The sequence below is a fragment of the Streptomyces sp. NPDC031497 genome (genome assembly GCF_055580905.1).
Genome location: NZ_JBVIKO010000036.1, coordinates 71,847 through 90,376, shown reverse-complemented (window position 1 = coordinate 90,376; position 18,530 = coordinate 71,847). Strand labels below are relative to the sequence as shown.

Sequence of the window (18,530 nt, the reverse complement as noted above, 5' to 3'; positions counted from 1 at the left end):
AGCCACTTTTGTTTTTTTTTGTCGTCGTGCGGCCGGTTTGGCCAACCGCCTCTCCACGGGTCACTGCCCCGAACCCCCGTGGGGGGGGGTGGTCCAAAACACCCCCCGAGGACTGCAGCCCCCCGTCGGGGCCCCGGGGCGGTAGTCGATCCCCGGCTACCGCCCCGCGGACGCGACCAGCCACAGACATCCGGCACCCGACAACGGCGCGCAGTTCCCCTCCCTTCAGCCGCGTACCAACATCAACGCCTGATCCAGCGCCTGCAAGAACCCGTTCACCGTCCCCCGGTCCCGCACGGCGATCCGCACCCACTCCTCGTCCAGCCCCGGAAACGTGTCCCCCCGACGCACCGCGTACCCCAACACCCGCAACTGCCGCCGCACCGCGGCCGCCCCGGCCATCCGGACGAGGACGAACGGCCCCTCCGCGGGCCCCGCCACCCGGACCCCCTCCGGCGCGAACTCCTCAAGACCCGCCACCAGATGAGCCCGGTCGGCCGCCCCCCGGTGCGCCGCGTGCGCCGCCTCCGCCAGCGCCCGCGGCGCCACACACGCCTCGGCCGCCACCAACGCCGGCGCCGACACCGGCCACAACGGCTGCGCCCGCGCCAGCTCCGCGATGATCTCCGGCGCGGCCAGCACATAGCCGACCCGCAACCCGGCCAGCCCCCAGGTCTTCGTCAGACTGCGCAGCACCACAAGACCCGGCACATCGGTCCGTCCGGCCAGCGCCTCCCGCTCACCCGGCACCGCGTCCATGAACGCCTCGTCCACCACCAGCGTCCGCCCGGGTCGGGCGAGCCGGGCGATCACCTCGGCGGGATGCAGCACCGACGTGGGGTTGGTCGGATTACCGATCACCACCAGGTCGGCGTTCTCCGGAACGGCCGCCGGATCGAGCCGGAACCCGTCCGACTCCCGCAGCAGCACCCGGTCCACGGTGTGCCCCGCGTCCCGCAGCGCCGCCTCCGGCTCGGTGAACTGCGGATGCACCACCAGCGGCCGGCGCACCTTCAGCGCACGCGCCAGCAGCACGAACGCCTCCGCCGCACCCGCCGTCAGCAGCACCCGCTCCACCGGCAGCCCGTGCCGCGCCGCGACCGCCGCCCGCGCCGCCCGCCCGTCGGGATAGGCCGCCAGACCGCCCAGCGACCCGGCGATCCGCTCCCGCAGCCAGGCCGGGGGAGTGTCGGCCCGTACATTGACCGCGAGGTCGACCAGCGCGGAACCGCTGTCACGGACCTCGGCGTCGCCGTGGTGCCGCAGATCGTGCCCGCCTCCGGAGCCGCCGGAGCCGCCCTCAGTGCGCATGCGCGTGCCCGCCGTGGTGATGATGGTGGCCGTGGTGGTCGCCGTCGTCGTCGGGATGGAAGTGCGGCTGCTGCGGCAGCCCCACCTTGTCCTCGAAACCGGGCAGCGCGATCCGGTACACACACGAGTCGCAGTTCATCCGCACCTCGTCCGCGGCCGCCTCCCGGTACCGCTCCATCACCAGGTCGAGCAACTCCGGCTCGGGCCCGATGACATCCGCCGAGCGCACCTCGGCCTCGGGGTGCGCGGCCGCCCAGCCCTCGGTCTGGTGCCGCACCCGCTCCGGCAGGATCCCGGTGAACAGGAAGTACGGGAGCACGACGATCCGGCGCGCCCCCAGTTTCAGGCACCGGTCGAGTCCGCTCGGCACGTCCGGCGCGGCCAGCGACACGAACGCCGTCTCCACCCCGGCGTACCCGCGCCCCTCCCACAGCAGCCGCGCCGCCCTGTGCACCTCGGCGTTGGCGTCGGGGTCCGTGGAACCCCGGCCCACCAGCAGCACGGTCACGTCCGCCCGGTCCATCGGGGCACGTCCCTCGCCGGCGCCCAGTGCCTCGTCCAGCCGCCGCTCCAGGACGGCCAGCAGCGCGGGGTGCGGGCCCAGCGGACGCCCGTACGTGTACGAGATCCCCGGGTGCCGTTCCTTCTCCCGGGCCAGCGCGGCCGGGATGTCGCCCTTGGCGTGCCCGGCGGAGACCAGCATCAGCGGTACGGCGGCGAACCGTCGTACCCCGCGCTCGACGAGATCGGCCACGGCCTCGCCCAGCGGGGGCGGGGACAGCTCGATGAAGCCGCCGGCGACGGGCAGTTCGGGGTGGCGGCGCCCCAGCTGCCGTACGAAGTCACGGAACGCCTCGGCCCCGGCTTCGTCCCGGGTGCCATGGCCGGCGATGAGCAGGGCGGGCGGGGTGGTCACAGCGTCTCCTCGGAAGTGGGGTGGTACAGCAGGGCGTTGAGCGCGGCGGCGGCGACCGCCGAGCCGCCCTTCTCGGACACGTTGCTGACGGCGGGCAGCCCGCTCTCCCGCAACGCGGCCTTGGATTCGACGGCGCCGACGAAGCCGACGGGCAGGCCGATGACGAGCGCGGGGGAGGCGTCCAGCGTCAGCAGCTCCTCCAGGGCGGTCGGCGCGTTGCCGATCACCCAGAGCGCGCCGGGGCCCACCTGCTCGTACGCGAGACGGATCGCGTGCGCGGAGCGGGTGAGCCCGGCAACGGACCTGGCGTCACGCAGCCGGCACACCGTCTCCCGGCGGGTGATCCCGGCGGCGACCATCTCCACGTCCACGACGACCGGCGCTCCGGCGTGCAGTGCGGCATGCGCCTTCACCAGGTCGCCCTCGTCGGTCACGAGGTCGGTCGCGTACTCCAGGTCGGCGGCGGAGTGGATGACCCGCTCCACGACGGCACGGGTCAGCGGCGGGAAGTGCGAGGTGTCCAGGCGGGCCCGCAGCCGCCGGAAGGACTCCTCCTCGATGGGGTGGACGACCCGGTTCACTCGGCCCCCTCCGGAGCGCTCTCCTGCCAGCGGTAACCGCGCGGGGTGACCATGCGCCCGGCGATGTTCCGGGTCGCGGTGTTGCCCACGGTCACGACGGTCATCATGTCGACCCACGCCGGGTCCAGCGCGCCCAGGGTGGTCACCCGGCTCGACTCGTCGGGGCGCGAGGCGTTGCGTACGACACCGGCCGGCGTCGTCGGCGCGCGGTGCTCGGCGAGGATCGCGAGCGCCTTCGGCAGCTGCCAGTCGCGGCCCCGGGAGCGCGGGTTGTAGAAGGTCACCACGATGTCGGCCTCGGCTGCCGCGCGCACCCGGCGCTCGATGACCTCCCACGGCGTGTGCAGGTCGGACAGGCTGATGGAGACATGGTCGTGGCCGAGCGGCGCACCCAGGATCGCCCCGGCGGCGAGCGCCGCGGTGACGCCCGGGACGCCGATCACGTCGATGTCGTCGGAGGCCTCGGCGAGCGCGGGCGAGGCCATCGCGTACACACCGGCGTCCCCGCTGCCGATCAGCGCGACGGCATGCCCGGCCCGCGCCTCGGCGACCGCGGTCCGGGCCCGCTCCTCCTCGGCACCGAGCCCCGACTCCAGGACGCGGGTACCGGGCCGCAGCAGGTCACGGATCTGGTCCACGTACTGGTCGAGCCCGACGAGCACGGAGGCGCGCCGGAGTTCGGCCTTGGCGCGCGGGGTGAGCAGGTCACGCGCGCCGGGTCCGAGCCCGACGACCGCGAGCCGGCCGCGCGCGAGCCGTCGTACGACCGCGCAGGTCGCCATCGCGGGCCGGCCGTCGCGCGGGGCCGACTTCCGCTTGGGGACGAGCAGTTCGCCGCCCCGCACCAGGGCAGCGGCCTCCGCGACGGACGGGGTGCCGACGGCGGCCAGGGGCGCGTCGGAGGGGTTGGGGACCGCCACCGCGGCCAACTCCTCCGCGGTGTACGTCACCAGGGGGACCCCGAGCCGGGCGGCCGCCTCGACGATGCCGGCCTCCTCGGCCTTGGCGTCGACGGTGGCGAGTTCGGCGATGCTGCGCGGAGAGAGTCCCGCGTCCCGCAAGGCCCCCTCGACGAGGGTGAGCACCTCGTCGGCGGGAGCACCCTTGGAGGCGCCGACACCCACGACGAGGGACGGCGGGCGCAACAGCACCTCGCGCTCGGCGGGTTCGACCGCGCGGTCGGTCAGCCGGACCGTGTACGCGCCCTCCCCGGCCAACGGCAGCGGGGGCAGCGGCCACGTCAACTCGGTGCGCAGGGCGACCGGTTCGCCGTCCAGCAGGGCCCGTGACACGGTCGCCACCGAGCCCTCGACCGGGAAACCCAGGGCGTCGAGGCCGGGCAGTCCGACGGAGTCCGTGGCCGTGGTCACCACCGGCTGCGCGGCCAGTACCTCGCCCACCTCCCGGGCGAGTTCGTTCGCGCCGCCCGCGTGTCCGCCGACCAGGGACACGGCGAACCGGCCGCCCTCGTCGACGCACACCACACCCGGGTCGGCCGTCTTCTCGCCCAGCAGCGGGGCGATCAGCCGGACCACCGCACCCGTGGCCAGGAAACACACCAGCTGCCCGCACTCCGCGAACGCGGACCGCACGGCGTCCCCGACCGGACCGTCGTACACCCGCGTGCGGTCCGGCCACGCCGCGGCCAGCCGGTCGCGTGCCGCCGCCCCCGCCGCGGTGGCGGAAATGAGGCCGATCACTGAGCAACTCCTTCTTCGGAAAGGGGGATTCGGGTCCCCCACAGCAGGAACACGGGATTGGCCGCCGCCAGCCGGGTCACGTCACCCGGCAGCGGCGCGAGACGCGAGGACTGCAGCAGCACCCCGTCGCAGGAGAACCCGGCACCGGTCAGCGCCTCGCGCGCCGCCGGTACCCGGTCCAGGGCGGCCAGCGCGACCACCACCGTCCGCCGGGCCCGCAGCGCACAGGCGCCGACCACGGCGGGCAACTCGCCTCCGCCCCCGCCGACGAACACGGCGTCGGGATCGGGGAGTCCGGCCAGGGCATCCGGCGCCGTCCCGTGCACCACGTCCACGTACACGCCGTGCGCCCGCGCGTTGGCGGCGATCCGCTCGGCCCCGTCCGCGGCCTTCTCCACCGCGACGACGGCCGCACCCAGCCGCGCGCACTCCACCGCCACCGACCCGGAACCCGCGCCGACGTCCCAGACCAGGTCGCCGATCCGCGGCCCGAGCCGGGCCAGCGCCAGCGCCCGCACCTCGAACTTGGTGATCATCGAGTCCCGGTGCGCGAACTCCCGCTCGTCCAGGGCCCATCGGGCAGGCCCGGCGGGCACCCCGGCGACGGTGCGCACCGCCCCGAGCGCCCGCGCCGGGTCCAGGCACAGCACCACGCTGACGTCCGCGCCCCAGTCCCGGCCGGCGGCCTCGGCGGGCGTGACCCACTCGACGCGCTCCCGCTCGGGATCACCGAGCGCGCTCGCGACGACGAGCCGCCGGTCCGCGGGCACCGCCGCCCCCAGCTCCGCCGGGCCCGCCCCCGGACCTGTCAGCACCGCCACCTTCGGATGCGCCCGGCAGACATGGACCGCCGTACGCGGCTCCCGCCCGTGCGCGCTCACCACCACCGCGTCGTCCCAGGGCAGCCCGACCCGTGCGAACGCGGCGGCGACGGACGACACTCCGGCCCGCACCTCCAGCCGCTCCGGCCCGAACCGCTCGGCCAGCGCCCGCACGATCCCGAAGAACCCGGGGTCGCCGGAGGCCAGCACGGCCACGGAACGGTCCTTGCCGGCGTACTCCTCGATGGCGTCGAGCGCGGGCGCCAGCGGCCCGAGGACGATCCGCTCGGCGCCCTCCGGCAGCCGCACGGCGTCCAGGTGCCGCCGCCCGCCGACCACCAGCTCGGCCCCGGCCAGCGCCTCCGGAGCCAGGGGCGCCCCCGTCCCCGTACCGATGACTGTGATCATGTACTGGCCCCCCGCTCGCGCAGCGCCTTCCGCGCCTCCGGATCGGCCTTGCGGAAGCCATGGAAGTGGCCGGGGTGGTACAGGTGCGAGCGGGTGCCGTGGGCGTCCAGGGCGGGGCCGACCAGGAACAGGGTGTGCTTCCAGAGCTTGTGCTCCTTGACCGTCTCCTCCAGCGTCTCGATCGTGCACTTCACGACCAGCTCCTCCGGCCAGGTCGCCTGGTAGGCGACGACCACCGGCGTCGACGTCGGATAGCCGCCCTCCAGCAGCTCCCGCACCAGCTGCCCGCTGCGTGCGGCGGACAGGAAGATCGCCATGGTGGTGCCGTGCCGGGCGAACTCCCGTACCTCCTCGCCCGGCGGCATCGGCGTCTTGCCGCCGCCGAGCCGGGTCAGGACGACGGACTGGGCGACCTCGGGAATGGTCAGCTCGCGCTGGGCGAGCGCGGCGACGGCCGAGAAGGAGGACACGCCCGGCACGATCTCGACCTCGACACCGATCCCGGCACACCGGTCGACCTGCTCCTGGGTACCGCCCCACAGGGCCGGATCGCCGGAGTGGATCCGGGCGACCCGCAGCCCCTGCGCCCCGGCCCGCTCATAGACGGCGACGACGTCCTCCAACGACATCGTGGCCGAGTCGAGGATCTCCGCGTCCTCGCGCGCGTGCTGGAGGACCTCCGCCTGGACCAGGCTCGCGGCCCAGATCACCACGTCGGCCTCGGCGATCGCGCGCGCGGCCCGGAACGTCAGCAGATCGGCGGCGCCGGGGCCGGCACCGACGAAGGTCACCTTGCCGGTGGGGGCGGCGCCGAAGGCAGTGGCGGCGGCAGCGGCATCGGCCATGAAAAATCGGTCCTCTCTGGACAAACGGTGTTACGGGTGCTGCTGGATGTGCGCTGGGGCGGGTCGATCGGATAGCAAGGGCACATGGCGGTCTTCGTCGCGCTCGGCGCGTTCCTGATGACGCTGGCCGGCGGCTGGACGGCACAGCGCGTGACCGACCGTCGCCATCTGGTCCTGGGCCTGGCCGGCGGCCTGATGCTCGGGGTGGTCGGCCTCGACCTGCTGCCGGAGGCGTTGCACGCGGCCGGCCGGGAGATCTTCGGCGTACCGGCCGCCCTGCTGCTCTTCGTGGCCGGCTTCCTGCTGGCCCATCTGGTGGAACGCACGCTGGCCCTGCGCCAGGCCGCGCACGGCGGCGACGAACACGGTCACCGGGCGCCCGAGGTGGGCCTGACGGCGGCCGGCGCGATGGTCGGGCACAGCGCGATGGACGGCGTGGCGATCGGCGCGGCCTTCCAGGTGGGCGGCGGCATGGGCACGGCGGTCGCGCTGGCCGTGATCGCGCACGACTTCGCCGACGGCTTCAACACGTTCACCATCACGAGCCTCTACGGCAACGCGCGCCGCCGGGCGATAGGCATGCTGATCGCCGACGCCTGCGCACCCGTCCTGGGCGCCCTGTCGACCGTCTTCTTCACCATCCCGGAGACCGTGCTCGGCGGCTATCTCGGCCTCTTCGGCGGCGTCCTGCTGTATCTGGCCGCCGCCGAGATCCTCCCCGAGGCCCACCACGAACACCCCGCCCGCTCCACCCTGCTGTGCACGGTGGCCGGAGCCGCCTTCATCTGGCTGGTGGTGGGCATCTCGGGCTGAGGCGCTCACAGTTTCCCGCCTCTGCCACCGTCCCGGCGCGGCGGCGCGATGAGCGTGGAGAGATATGGCAGCGGGGAGCCGTCGAGCTCGGCGGCGGGCCTGATGGACTCCTCGTCAAGGCCCAGCGCCGACCCCCACACGGCGTCCTCGATCCGACCGGTCTCCCGCAGTGCCTCGGCGACCGCGCCGGCCTGCCGCCCGAACTTGTACGCCACGACCGTCCCCGGCCCGCTCAGCGCGTCCTTCAGCACCTCGGCACCCGCCGTCACCGGCACCAGCGTCAACGGCTCGGTCCCCTCGGTGAGCACGGCACCGGACCGGGCTGCGAGGTCCTGCATGGCGGTGATGCCGGGCACGGTCTCCACGACCACGTCCGGCACCAGCCCGGCGATGGTCTGCGCGAGATAGGTGAAGGTCGAGTAGACGTTCGGATCCCCGATGGTGGCGAAGGCGACGGAGCCGTGCTCGCGCAGCAACCCGGCGACCGTGGCACCCGCCGCGTCCCAGGCTGCCTCGCGCCGCCCCCGGTCACTGCGCTCGTTCAGCGCGAACACGACCCGGACGACCTTCTCCGCGCCGACGTAGTGCAGCACGGTGGCCTCGGCACGCCCCCGCTCACCGACGTCTTTTCCATCAGGCCCAGCCATGACGGGTACGACGACCACATCGGCGGCACGCAGGGCGTTGACGCCCTTCACGGTCACCAGCTCGGGGTCACCCGGACCCACCCCGACTCCGATCAGCCTGCTGCTGCTCATGACGTCCGGCACCTCTCCACGAACCTTCGGGCCACACCGGGCTCGGACGCCCAGTGCGTGTGCAGATAACTCGCGTGCACACCCTGCTGTACAAAACCCTCGACCCGCGGCCGGGGGGTACGCACACCCCACGCGGGCGCCGCACCGGCCCCCGGCTCGACCGCGGTCCGGTGAAACTCGTGCCCCCGCATCCGCGTCCCGGCGACCGCCAGCACACTGTCGCTCACGGCGACCGCGTCCCGGTAGCCGAGAGTCAGCCGCTCGGTCATCTCCGCGCGGACGTCCAGCACACCGCACATCGCCAGCCCGTCCAGCTCCCGGCACAGATAGAGCAGCCCCGCACACTCGGCGGCCACCGGAGCGCCGCTGTGAGCGAGGGCGCCGACGGCCTTGCGCAGCGGCTCGTTGGCGGACAGCTCGGCGGCGTACACCTCGGGAAAACCCCCGCCGACGACCAATCCCCGCGTCCCGTCCGGCAGTTGTTCGTCCCGCAACGGATCGAACGGCACGACGTCTGCCCCGGCGGCGGCCAGCAGCTCGGTGTGCTCGGCATAGGAGAAGGTGAAGGCGGCCCCGGACGCGACGGCGACCACAGGCCGCGCACCCCTGCCATCCAGTCCGTCCGATACCGATCGCGCACCCGTGTCATGCAGCCCGCCCGGTACAGATCGCGCACCCGCGTCATGCAGCCCGTCCGCTACAGGTCGCGCACCCCCATCATTCAGCCCGTCCGGCGTTTGAGGACGAGGCCGTTCAGGCCGAAGCGGGGGTCCGGGGGCGGCAGCCCCCGAAGCCGGGGTCGAAGGGGCGCCCGCCCCTGGTGAAGGGACGGGCAGGGGCGGCGGGGGCGAGGAAACCACGGAAGCCAAGGCCGCACCCGCATCCCACGCCGCACCCGGCACCACCCCGGCCCCCCGGGCCAACCTCAGCAGCCCCTCCAGGTCACACCCGTCGGAGACCTGCGCGGCCATCGCCGCCACCGCCTCCACCGCCTCGCCCCGCCGCTCGGCGACCGGCACCAGCCCCAGATGCCGCGACGGCGTGTCCACCCGGGCCACCCGCCGCAGCACCCCGAACACCGGCACCCCGGAGGACTCCAGCGCCTCCCGCAGCAACTCCTCGTGCCGGTCCGACGCCACCTTGTTCAGGATCACGCCCCCGACCCGCACCTCCGGATCCCAGGACGCGAACCCGTGCACCAGCGCGGCCACCGACCGCGACTGCGACGACGCGTCCACGACCAGCACCACCGGCGCCCGCAGCAGCTTGGCGACATGCGCGGTGGACGCGAGTTCGCCTTCCCCGGCGGCCCCGTCGTACAGCCCCATCACGCCCTCGACCACGGCGATGTCGCAGCCCCGCGCACCGTGCGCGAACAGCGGCCCGATCAGCTCGGGACCGCACAGATACGCGTCGAGATTCCGCCCCACCCGCCCGGTCGCGAGCGCGTGGTACCCGGGGTCGATGTAGTCCGGTCCGACCTTGTGCGGGGACACGGCGAGCCCCCGCGCGGCGAACGCGGCCATCAACCCCGTGGCAACGGTGGTCTTGCCGCTGCCGGACGACGGCGCGGCGATGACCAGCCGTGGGACGGAAGACATCACCACTCGATGCCCCTCTGCCCCTTCTGCCCCACGTCCATCGGGTGCTTGACCTTGGACATGTCGGTAACGAGGTCGGCGAGGTCCACCAGCTTCTCGGGCGCGTTCCGCCCGGTGATCACGACATGCTGGTTGCCGGGCCGGTTCCGCAGCACCTCGACGACCTCGTCGGTGTCCACCCACCCCCAGTGCATGGGGTACGCGAACTCGTCGAGCACGTACAGCTGGTACGTCTCGGCCGCCAGGTCCCGCTTGACCTGCTCCCAGCCCTCCCGGGCCTTCTCCTCGTTGCTGAGGTTGTCCCCCTGGAGATCGCGCTGCACCCAGGACCAGCCCTCGCCCATCTTGTGCCAGGCGACGGTCCCGCCCTCCCCGGAGTCCCCGAGGACGCGCAGCGCCCGCTCCTCGCCGACCTTCCACTTCGCCGACTTGACGAACTGGAACACCCCGATCGGCCACCCCTGGTTCCAGGCGCGCAGCGCGAGCCCGAACGCGGCGGTGGACTTGCCCTTGCCGACGCCCGTGTGCACGACGACAAGAGGCCGATTACGACGCTGACGAGTCGTCAGTCCGTCGTCCGGTACGACACTCGGCTGTCCCTGCGGCACTACGCGGCCCTCCTTGAACGACTCTGCACGTCCTTGACCAGCCCGGCGATCGAGTCCGCCCGCAACTCGTCGAGCGTCACCGCCGCACCGCCCAGCTCACCGGCCAACTGCCCGGCGAGTCCGAGCCGTACCGGCCCCGACTCGCAGTCCACGACCACCGAGGCGACCCCGTCGGCCGCGAACAGCCGCGCCGCCCGCCCGGCGAGCGCGACCGGCTCCGGACCGCCGGTGGCCCGTCCGTCGGTCACCACGACCACGAGGGCCCGCCGCGCGGGGTCCCGCAACCGCTCCACCCGCAGCACGTCGTGCGCCTTGAGTAGCCCGGCGGCGAGGGGCGTACGCCCCCCGGTCGGCAGCGCCTCCAGGCGGGCCGCCGCCGCGTCCACGGACGAGGTCGGCGGCAGCGCGACCTCGGCGGCCGAGCCCCGGAAGGTCACCAGCCCCACCTTGTCCCGCCGCTGATAGGCGTCGAGCAGCAGCGACAGCACGGCCCCCTTCACGGCGCTCATCCGCTGCCGGGCCGCCATCGACCCGGACGCGTCGACCAGGAACAGCACGAGGTTCCCCTCGCGCCCCTCCCGGGTCGCCTGCCGCAGGTCGTCCCGCCGGACCACCAGGCCGGGACCGGACCGCCCGCGCGCCCGCTGATGCGGGGCGGCGGCCTGCACGGTCGCCGCCAGGTGCAGCTTGGTCAGGGCGCCCCGGGGCCGCCGCGCACCCGTCGTACGGCCGTGCTCGGTGCGTGCCCGGGACCGCCGGCCGGCGGCGCCCGCACCGATCCCCGGCACGGTCAGCACCTTGGTGCGGAAGGGCTCGGCGGACCGGGTCGGCGCCTGCTCGCCCGAGCCGCCGGAGGCCTGCGGCTCGCCGTCCTCCCCGGCCTCGGGCCGCGCCCCCGTGTCGCCGCCCTGCGGGTCACCGTCGTCGGGCGCCGGCCGGCCGCCGCCCCCGCCGGGACCGTCCGGATCGGGATCGTCGTCCTCGGACTCGGACTCCCCGGAGAACTCCTCCAGCGTCTGGTCCAGCTTGTCCTCGTCGAGCCCGGGCGCGTCAAAGGGGTTACGGCGCCTGCGGTGCGGCAGCGCGAGCAGCGCGGCCTGCCGGACGTCCTCCGCCAGCACCTCGGTCCGCCCGGCCCACGCGGCCAGCGCGGTAGCCGTCCGCGCCATCACGATGTCGGCGCGCATACCGTCGACCTCGAAGGCCGCACAGGTCGCCGCTATCTGCCGCAGCGCCCCGTCACCTAGCCGCACCGACGGCAGCAACGCCCGCGCCGCCACGATCCGTTGCCGTACGGCGGCCTCCTCACCGGCCCAGCGCGTCGCGAAACCGGCCGGGTCGTCGTCGTACGCGAGCCGCCGGCGGACCACCTCCACCCGCTGGTCGGGCTCGCGTGAGGCGGCCACCTCCACGGTCAGCCCGAACCGGTCCAGCAACTGCGGGCGCAGCTCGCCCTCTTCGGGGTTCATGGTGCCGACGAGCAGGAACTTCGCCGCGTGCCGTACCGAGACACCCTCGCGCTCCACGTACGAGGCGCCCATCGCGGCCGCGTCCAGCAGCAGGTCGACCAGGTGGTCGTGGAGGAGGTTGACCTCGTCGACGTAGAGGATGCCCCGGTGGGCGTCGGCCAGCAGACCCGGCTCGAAGGCCTTCACGCCCTCGGCCAGGGCCCGTTCGATGTCGAGGGCGCCGACCAGCCGGTCCTCGGAGGCGCCGACCGGCAGTTCGACCATGCGCGCCGGGCGGGACTCGAAGGCACCGGGCGGGTTGTGCGGCCCGTCCGGGCAGGCCGGGTCCGGGGCGGCCGGGTCACAGGAGAAACGGCAGCCCGCGACGACGTCCACGGTCGGCAGCAGCACCGAAAGGGCGCGTACCGCCGTGGACTTGGCGGTGCCCTTCTCGCCGCGCACCAGCACGCCGCCGACCGCCGGCGACACGGCGTTCAGCAGCAGCGCCAGCCGCAGGTCGTCCTGGCCGACGACGGCCGTAAAGGGAAAGGGGGTGGTCACTGGTCGCCCTCCAGGTCGCCTTCGAGCTCCAGGTAGGTGGCGCGCAGCCGCTCCAGGGTGTCCGCGTCCGGCTCGGCCCACAGGCCCCGGTCGGCGGCTTCCAGGAGCCGTTCGGTGATGCCGCGCAGCGCCCACGGGTTGGACTTCTTCATGAAGTCCCGGTTCTCAGGGTCGAAGACGTACTCCGCGCTGAGTTTCTCGTACATCCAGTCGTCCACGACCCCGGCCGTGGCGTCGTAGCCGAAGAGGTAGTCGACGGTCGCCGCCATCTCGAAGGCGCCCTTGTAGCCGTGCCGGCGCATGGCCGCCATCCAGCGCGGGTTGACCACCCGGGCCCGGAAGACACGGTGCGTCTCCTCGCCGAGGGTCCGGGTCCTCACCTGGTCGGGGGTGGCCGAATCACCCACGTACGCCTCGGGGTTGGTGCCGGTCAGATGGCGCACCATCGCGACCATGCCGCCGTGGTACTGGAAGTAGTCGTCGGCGTCGACCAGGTCGTGCTCGCGGGTGTCCACGTTCTTCGCGGCGACCGCGATCCGCCTGAACGCGGTCTCCATGTCCCCGCGCGCCGCCCGCCCGTCGAGCCCGCGCCCGTAGGCGTAACCGCCCCAGACCGCGTAGACCTCGGCGAGGTCGGCGTCGGAGCGCCAGTTGCGGGCGTCGATCAGCGGCAGCAGCCCCGCGCCGTACGCGCCCGGCTTGGAGCCGAAGACACGGGCGGTGGCACGCCGCCGGTCGCCGTGTTCGGCGGTGTCCTCGTCGGCGTGGGCGCGCACGTAGTTGCGGTCGGCGGGTTCGTCCAGCTCGGCGACCTTGCGCACGGCGTCGTCGATCAGCCCGACCACGTGCGGGAACGCGTCCCGGAAGAAGCCGGAGATCCGGACCGTGACGTCGATGCGCGGCCGGCCCAGCTCGTCCAGCGGGACCACCTCGAAGCCGGTCACGCGCCGCGACGCCTCGTCCCAGACCGGACGGCAGCCCAGCAGCGCCAGGATCTCCGCGATGTCGTCACCCTGGGTGCGCATCGCCGAGGTGCCCCACACCGTCAGCCCGACGGACTTCGGGTACGCGCCGGTGTCCTGGAGGTACCGCTGCACCAGCGAGTCGGCGAGGGACTGGCCGACCTCCCAGCTCAGCCGGGAGGGAATGGCCTTGGGGTCGACCGAGTAGAAGTTGCGGCCGGTCGGCAGGACGTTGACCAGCCCGCGGGTGGGGGAGCCGGACGGTCCCGCCGGGACGTAACCGCCGTCGAGTGCCCTGAGGATGTGGCTGATCTCGTCCGTGGTGCGGGCCAGCCGGGGCACGACCTCGGCGCAGGCGAACTCCAGCACCGCGACGGCGTCCGGGAGTTCGGTGCCGAGGACGTCACGGATGAGAGAACGGCTGTCCGCGACCGCCCAGCCGCGCTCCTCCATCCCTTCCGCGATCCGTCGGCAGAGCTGCTCCAGCAGGTCGATGGCGTCGGCGGCCGTGCGGGACGGACCCTCCACGAGATCGGACAGCTCGACCGGCACCTTCACCGGCGCACCGGGCTCGGCGAGCAACTCCTTCTCGGCCAGGCCGAAGTGCGCGGCCAGCGCGGCCCTGAGCCCCGGCAGCGCGTTGGCCTGCCCGCCCCACACCTGCGAGGCCCGCAGCACGGCCAGCACCAGGTTCACACGCGCCTCGCCGACCGGGCCGCCGCCGAGGATGTGCAGGCCGTCGCGGATCTGCACGTCCTTGATCTCGCACAGGTAGCCGTCGATGTGCATGACGAACTCGTCGAAGTCGGCGTCGTCCGGCTGGTCGTCCACATGCAGGTCGTGGTGGAGTTCGGCCGCCTTGACCAGCGTCCAGATCTGCGCCCGCACGGCCGGCGCCTTCGTCGGGTCCAGGTCGGAGACCAGCGCGTACTCGTCGAGCAGCTGCTCCAGCTTGGCCAGGTCGCCGTAGGTGTCGGCACGGGCCATCGGCGGGACCAGATGGTCGACCACGGTGGCGTGCCCGCGCCGCTTGGCCTGGGTGCCCTCGCCGGGGTCGTTGACGATGAACGGGTAGATCAGGGGCAGCTCGCCGAGGACCGCGTCCGGTGCACAGCCGGCACTCAGCCCGAGTCCCTTGCCGGGAAGCCACTCCATCGTGCCGTGCTTGCCCATGTGCACGATTGCGTCCGCGCCGAAAGAGTTCTCGAGCCACCGGTAGGCCGCCATGTAGTGGTGCGACGGCGGCATGTCCGGGTCGTGGTAGATCGCGATCGGGTTCTCGCCGAAGCCGCGCGGCGGCTGGATCATGACGACGACGTTCCCGAACTGCAGGGAGGCGAGGACGATGTCGTCGCCGTCCACGTACAGGCTGCCCGGCGGCTCGCCCCACGCCTCCAGCATGCCTGCCCTGAGGTCAGGGTCCAGCTTGTCGAACCACGCCCGGTAGTCGCCGAGCGGCACCCGCGCGGGCGCGGCGGCCAGCTGCTCCTCGGTGAGCCATTCGACGTCGTGGCCACCGGCGTTGATGAGCCGGTGGATCAACTCGTCCCCGTTGTCTGGGTGTCCCTCGACCCCGTACCCGGCATCCCGCAGCGCGTCCAGTACGCGTACCGCCGAGGCAGGGGTGTCGAGCCCGACCGCGTTGCCGACGCGCGAGTGCTTGGTGGGATAGGCGGTGAAGACCAGCGCGAGTTTCTTCTCGGCGTTCGGCTTGTGCTTCAGCCGCGCGTGCCGTACGGCGATCCCGGCCACCCGTGCGGCCCGCTCGGGGTCGGCGACGTACACCGGGACGTCGTCCGGGCCCTGCTCCTTGAAGGAGAACGGCACGGTGATCAGACGGCCGTCGAACTCCGGGATGGCGACCTGCATCGCCGCGTCCATGGGGGAGAGGGCGGCGTCGGACTCGCCCCAGGCCTGCCGGGAGGAGGTCAGACAGAGGCCCTGCAGCACCGGGACGTTCAGATCGGCGAGCGCCCCGATGTCCCAGGCCTCCTCGTCACCGCCGGCCGAGGCCTGCGAGGCGTGGGTGCCGCCGGCCGCCAGCACGGTGGCGACCAGCGCGTCGGCCCCGGCGAGGGTCTCGTACAGCCCGGCGTCCGCGCCGCGCAGCGAACCGCAGTACACCGGAAGGGCGTTGGCGCCCCGCGCCTCGATCGCGTCGCACAGGGTGTCCACGAAGGCGGTGTTGCCGCTCAGTTCGTGGGCTCGGTAGAAGAGCACCCCGACCGTGGGACGGCCGGGCCGGATCCGGTACGAGCCGTGCACCCCGAACTCGGGCATCTTCTGCGGCTCGGCGAACCCCTCGCCGGTCAGCAGCACGGTGTCGGACAGGAACCGGGACAGTTCAAGGAGGTTCGCGGGCCCGCCCTCGACGAGATAGCGCAGCGCCTCCGCGACCACACCGGCCGGCACCGACGACTCGGCCATCAACTCGGCGTCCGGCACGGACTCGCCGCCAAGGAGCACGGTGGGGATCCCGGCGGCCTTGAGCGTGGCGAGCCCGTCCTCCCAGGCCCGCTTGCCGCCGAGCAGCCGTACGACGGCGATGTCCGCGCCCTCGATCAGCGCGGGCAGCTCCTCCGCGACATCGACGCGCGTCGGATTGCCGATCCGGTAGTCGGCACCGGAGGCGGCCCGGGCCGCCAGCAGATCGGTGTCGGCGGTCGACAACAACAACACAGTGCTCATGCGGGCGCTCCCGGTGGAATGAAGGGCAGTCCTTGCGGCGCGCCCGACTCGATGAGCCGCCAGAGCGCGTCGGTGTCCGCGTGCTGTTCGATCAGGTCGCCGAGCCGGTCGAGCTGCTCCTCGCGCAGCGCGGCGAACGAGGTGTCGGGGGCCGGCACGAACCGGCGGCCCGCGGCGGCCGCCACCTCGCGCAGAAAGGCCCGCCGGAAACCGTCCGACTCCAGGGAGCCGTGCCAGTGGGTGCCCCAGGTCTGCCCGACCCGGCAGCCGTCCAAGAAGGGTTCCCCTTCGGTGACTTCGGCGACTCCGTGATGGATCTCGTACCCCTCGACGCGCTCGCCGAGGGCCTCGCCGACGGGCCGGGTGAGGGTCTTCTCCCGGGCGAACCGCACCCGTACGGGCAGGACCCCGAGACCGGCCACCCGGCCGCGCCGGCTCTCGACCTCGTCCTCGATGTGCTCCCCGAGGACCTGGAAGCCACCGCAGATGCCGAGCACCGGCCGCCCCTCGGCGGCCCTGCGCCGCAGCGCGTCCGCGAGCCCCCGCTCCCGCAGCCAGTCCAGGGCCCGGACCGTCCCCCGGGTCCCGGGGATCACGACGAGATCGGCGTCGGCGAGTTCCTCGGGCCGGTCCACGAACCGCACCACGACACCGGGTTCGGCGGCCAGCGCGTCCACGTCCGTGAAGTTGGACATCAGGGGGATCGCGCAGACGGCGACCCGCAGCACGTCCGCCCCGACGGGCGGGGCCGTGTTCGACTCCCGGACGGTCCCGCGCAGCGAGACCCTCAGCCCGTCCTCCTCGTCGATCCCGAGCCCGTGCCGGAAGGGGAGCACGCCGTACGTGCGCCGCCCGGTGAGGCCGTGCAGCATGTCCAGGCCCGGCTCCAGCAGGGAGACGTCGCCCCGGAACTTGTTGACGAGGAACCCGGCGACGAGGGCCTGGTCCTCCGGCGAGAGCAGGGCGACGGTGCCGAAGAACGAGGCGAACACGCCCCCGCGGTCGATGTCGCCGACGACGAGCACCGGAATCCGCGCGTTGCGCGCGATCCCCATGTTCACGATGTCGGTCCGGCGCAGATTGATCTCCGCCGGACTGCCCGCCCCCTCACAGATCACCGCGTCATACGTGCCCCGCAACTCGGCGAGACAGTCGAGCACGGTCCCGAGCAGTTTCTGCTGCCGTCCACCGTGATAGCCGCGCGCACTCAGCTCACCGACCGGCTTGCCGAGCAGCACGACCTGACTGCTCTGCTCGCCGCCCGGCTTGAGCAGCACGGGGTTCATCAGCGCGGTCGGCTCGACGCGGCAGGCCTGCGCCTGCATGGCCTGCGCCCGCCCGATCTCGGCGCCCTCGCGCGTGACGAAGGAGTTGAGGGACATGTTCTGCGCCTTGAACGGCGCGACCTTGACGCCCTGCCGCACCAGCCACCGGCAGATACCGGCGGTGACCACGCTCTTGCCGGCGTCGGAGGTGGTACCGGCGACGAGGAGACCTCCGTTGTTCATGAGGAACTCCCCGGGAGCCGCACGGCCGACGGCGCCGGGTTCTTTGCAACCCGCCCCCGCAGCAGGGCCCCGGCCGCACTCACCCCCCACGCCAGCCACCCCACCCGCCGCGACAACCGCACCGCCCGTTCGATGTCCGTGACTTCCACTGCACGCCCCTCCCCGTTCAGCACCGGCCGATGCTCGACCCGCCCGCCGTATGACAAGGTCCCGCCGAGCCGTACCCCCAACGCCCCCGCGAACGACGCCTCCACCGGCCCGGCGTTGGGACTCGGATGCTTCGCCGCGTCGGCCCGCCAGGCCCGTACGGCTCCCTTGGTGTCATCCCCGGCGACGGCGGCCAGTACGGCGGTGAGCCGCGCCCCCGGCCACCCCGCCACGTCGTCCAGCCGCGCCGAGGCCCACCCGTACCGCCGGTACCGGGCCGACTTGTGGCCCACCATGGCGTCCAGGGTGTTGACGGCCCGGAACCCGAGCAGCCCCGGCACCCCGCCCACGGCCCCCCACACCAGCGCACCCACGACCGCGTCGCTCGTGTTCTCGGCGACGGACTCCACGACCGCCCGGGCGATCCCGTCGGCGTCCAGGGCCTGCGGATCCCTTCCGCACAGATGCGGCAGCCGGGCCCGCGCGGCCTCGACGTCCCCCGTCTCCAGGGCGCGCCCGATGGCACCGGCCTCACGGGCGAGTGAAGTGCCCCCGACGACGGCCCAGGTGGCGGTCGCGGTGAGCGCGACGGACGCGGCGGTGGACGGTCGTACGAACCGCTGGGCCAGGGCACCCAGAGTCACGGCGCCGCCGGCGCACACCGCGGTGTGCAGCGCGCCCCACCCGCGGTGGTCCCGCCACAGCGCCCGTTCGACGGACCCGGCCGCCCGGCCGAACGCGGCGACCGGATGCCCCCGGCGCGGATCGCCGAGCAGCAGATCGCCGAGAAGGCCGGCGGCGGCGCCGTACGCGAAGACGCGACCGGCACCCATCGGCTCAGCCCGCCGCGGGAG

Annotated in this window: 13 protein-coding genes and 1 pseudogene; 1 reads left to right on the top strand and 13 read right to left on the bottom strand. The window is 73.6% G+C overall.

What is annotated here, in order from left to right:
- Positions 1–225: 225 nt before the first annotated feature.
- From cobC to cobM, 6 genes are read right to left on the bottom strand one after another with little or no spacing between them, the layout of a single operon-like run.
- Positions 226–1,311, bottom strand: coding sequence for an Rv2231c family pyridoxal phosphate-dependent protein CobC (gene cobC, locus ACZ5K7_RS43770; protein WP_468923240.1), 1,086 nt, complete (start codon positions 1,309–1,311; stop codon positions 226–228).
- Entirely contained in the window at positions 1,301–2,227 is a 927-nt protein-coding gene (locus ACZ5K7_RS43765) for a sirohydrochlorin chelatase (RefSeq protein ID WP_468923237.1), read from the bottom strand. The genes cobC and ACZ5K7_RS43765 overlap by 11 nt, the downstream gene beginning before the upstream one ends.
- Positions 2,224–2,808 carry a precorrin-8X methylmutase gene (locus ACZ5K7_RS43760; RefSeq protein WP_351694719.1) on the bottom strand — a complete coding sequence of 195 codons (585 nt, stop codon included), beginning with the start codon at positions 2,806–2,808 and terminating at the stop codon, positions 2,224–2,226. Before ACZ5K7_RS43760 ends, ACZ5K7_RS43765 begins: the two co-directional genes overlap by 4 nt.
- Positions 2,805–4,508: a precorrin-3B C(17)-methyltransferase gene (cobJ, locus tag ACZ5K7_RS43755; protein ID WP_468923234.1), complete on the bottom strand. Its 1,704-nt coding sequence runs from the start codon at positions 4,506–4,508 to the stop codon at positions 2,805–2,807. The genes ACZ5K7_RS43760 and cobJ overlap by 4 nt, the downstream gene beginning before the upstream one ends.
- Positions 4,505–5,737 (bottom strand): precorrin-6y C5,15-methyltransferase (decarboxylating) subunit CbiE, encoded by a 1,233-nt coding sequence (gene cbiE, locus ACZ5K7_RS43750; protein WP_468923232.1) that lies wholly within the window; start codon positions 5,735–5,737, stop codon positions 4,505–4,507. The genes cobJ and cbiE overlap by 4 nt, the downstream gene beginning before the upstream one ends.
- Positions 5,734–6,582: a precorrin-4 C(11)-methyltransferase gene (gene cobM, locus ACZ5K7_RS43745; protein ID WP_468923229.1), complete on the bottom strand. Its 849-nt coding sequence runs from the start codon at positions 6,580–6,582 to the stop codon at positions 5,734–5,736. The genes cbiE and cobM overlap by 4 nt, the downstream gene beginning before the upstream one ends.
- Before the next feature lie 84 nt (positions 6,583–6,666).
- Between cobM and ACZ5K7_RS43740 the strand changes: the two genes are divergently transcribed.
- Complete coding sequence (locus tag ACZ5K7_RS43740; RefSeq protein ID WP_351694711.1) at positions 6,667–7,395, top strand: ZIP family metal transporter; 729 nt, start codon at positions 6,667–6,669, stop codon at positions 7,393–7,395.
- A 5-nt stretch (positions 7,396–7,400) separates the two neighbouring features.
- On the opposite strand, the gene cobI is transcribed toward ACZ5K7_RS43740, so the two are convergent.
- The 7 genes and pseudogenes from cobI to ACZ5K7_RS43705 all read right to left on the bottom strand — a co-directional run bounded on the left by cobI (position 7,401) and on the right by ACZ5K7_RS43705 (position 18,509).
- Complete coding sequence (gene cobI, locus ACZ5K7_RS43735; protein WP_468923225.1) at positions 7,401–8,165, bottom strand: precorrin-2 C(20)-methyltransferase; 765 nt, start codon at positions 8,163–8,165, stop codon at positions 7,401–7,403.
- Positions 8,150–9,751, bottom strand: a pseudogene (locus ACZ5K7_RS43730) (cobyrinate a,c-diamide synthase); the annotation flags it as partial. The pseudogene ACZ5K7_RS43730 and the gene cobI, both read right to left, overlap by 16 nt.
- A gap of 2 nt (positions 9,752–9,753) precedes the next feature.
- A complete protein-coding gene (cobO, locus tag ACZ5K7_RS43725; RefSeq protein ID WP_351694705.1) occupies positions 9,754–10,362 on the bottom strand; it encodes a cob(I)yrinic acid a,c-diamide adenosyltransferase in 609 nt (202 codons plus the stop codon).
- Positions 10,362–12,371, bottom strand: coding sequence for a putative cobaltochelatase (locus tag ACZ5K7_RS43720; protein WP_468923222.1), 2,010 nt, complete (start codon positions 12,369–12,371; stop codon positions 10,362–10,364). The genes cobO and ACZ5K7_RS43720 overlap by 1 nt, the downstream gene beginning before the upstream one ends.
- A complete protein-coding gene (gene cobN / locus ACZ5K7_RS43715) occupies positions 12,368–16,021 on the bottom strand; it encodes a cobaltochelatase subunit CobN (RefSeq protein ID WP_468923221.1) in 3,654 nt (1,217 codons plus the stop codon). The genes ACZ5K7_RS43720 and cobN overlap by 4 nt, the downstream gene beginning before the upstream one ends.
- Positions 16,018–17,529, bottom strand: a complete 1,512-nt coding sequence (locus ACZ5K7_RS43710; protein WP_468923219.1) for a cobyric acid synthase — start codon at positions 17,527–17,529, stop codon at positions 16,018–16,020. Before ACZ5K7_RS43710 ends, cobN begins: the two co-directional genes overlap by 4 nt.
- Positions 17,526–18,509: a cobalamin biosynthesis protein gene (locus tag ACZ5K7_RS43705; protein WP_468923216.1), complete on the bottom strand. Its 984-nt coding sequence runs from the start codon at positions 18,507–18,509 to the stop codon at positions 17,526–17,528. The genes ACZ5K7_RS43710 and ACZ5K7_RS43705 overlap by 4 nt, the downstream gene beginning before the upstream one ends.
- Between the last annotated feature and the right edge of the window lie 21 nt (positions 18,510–18,530).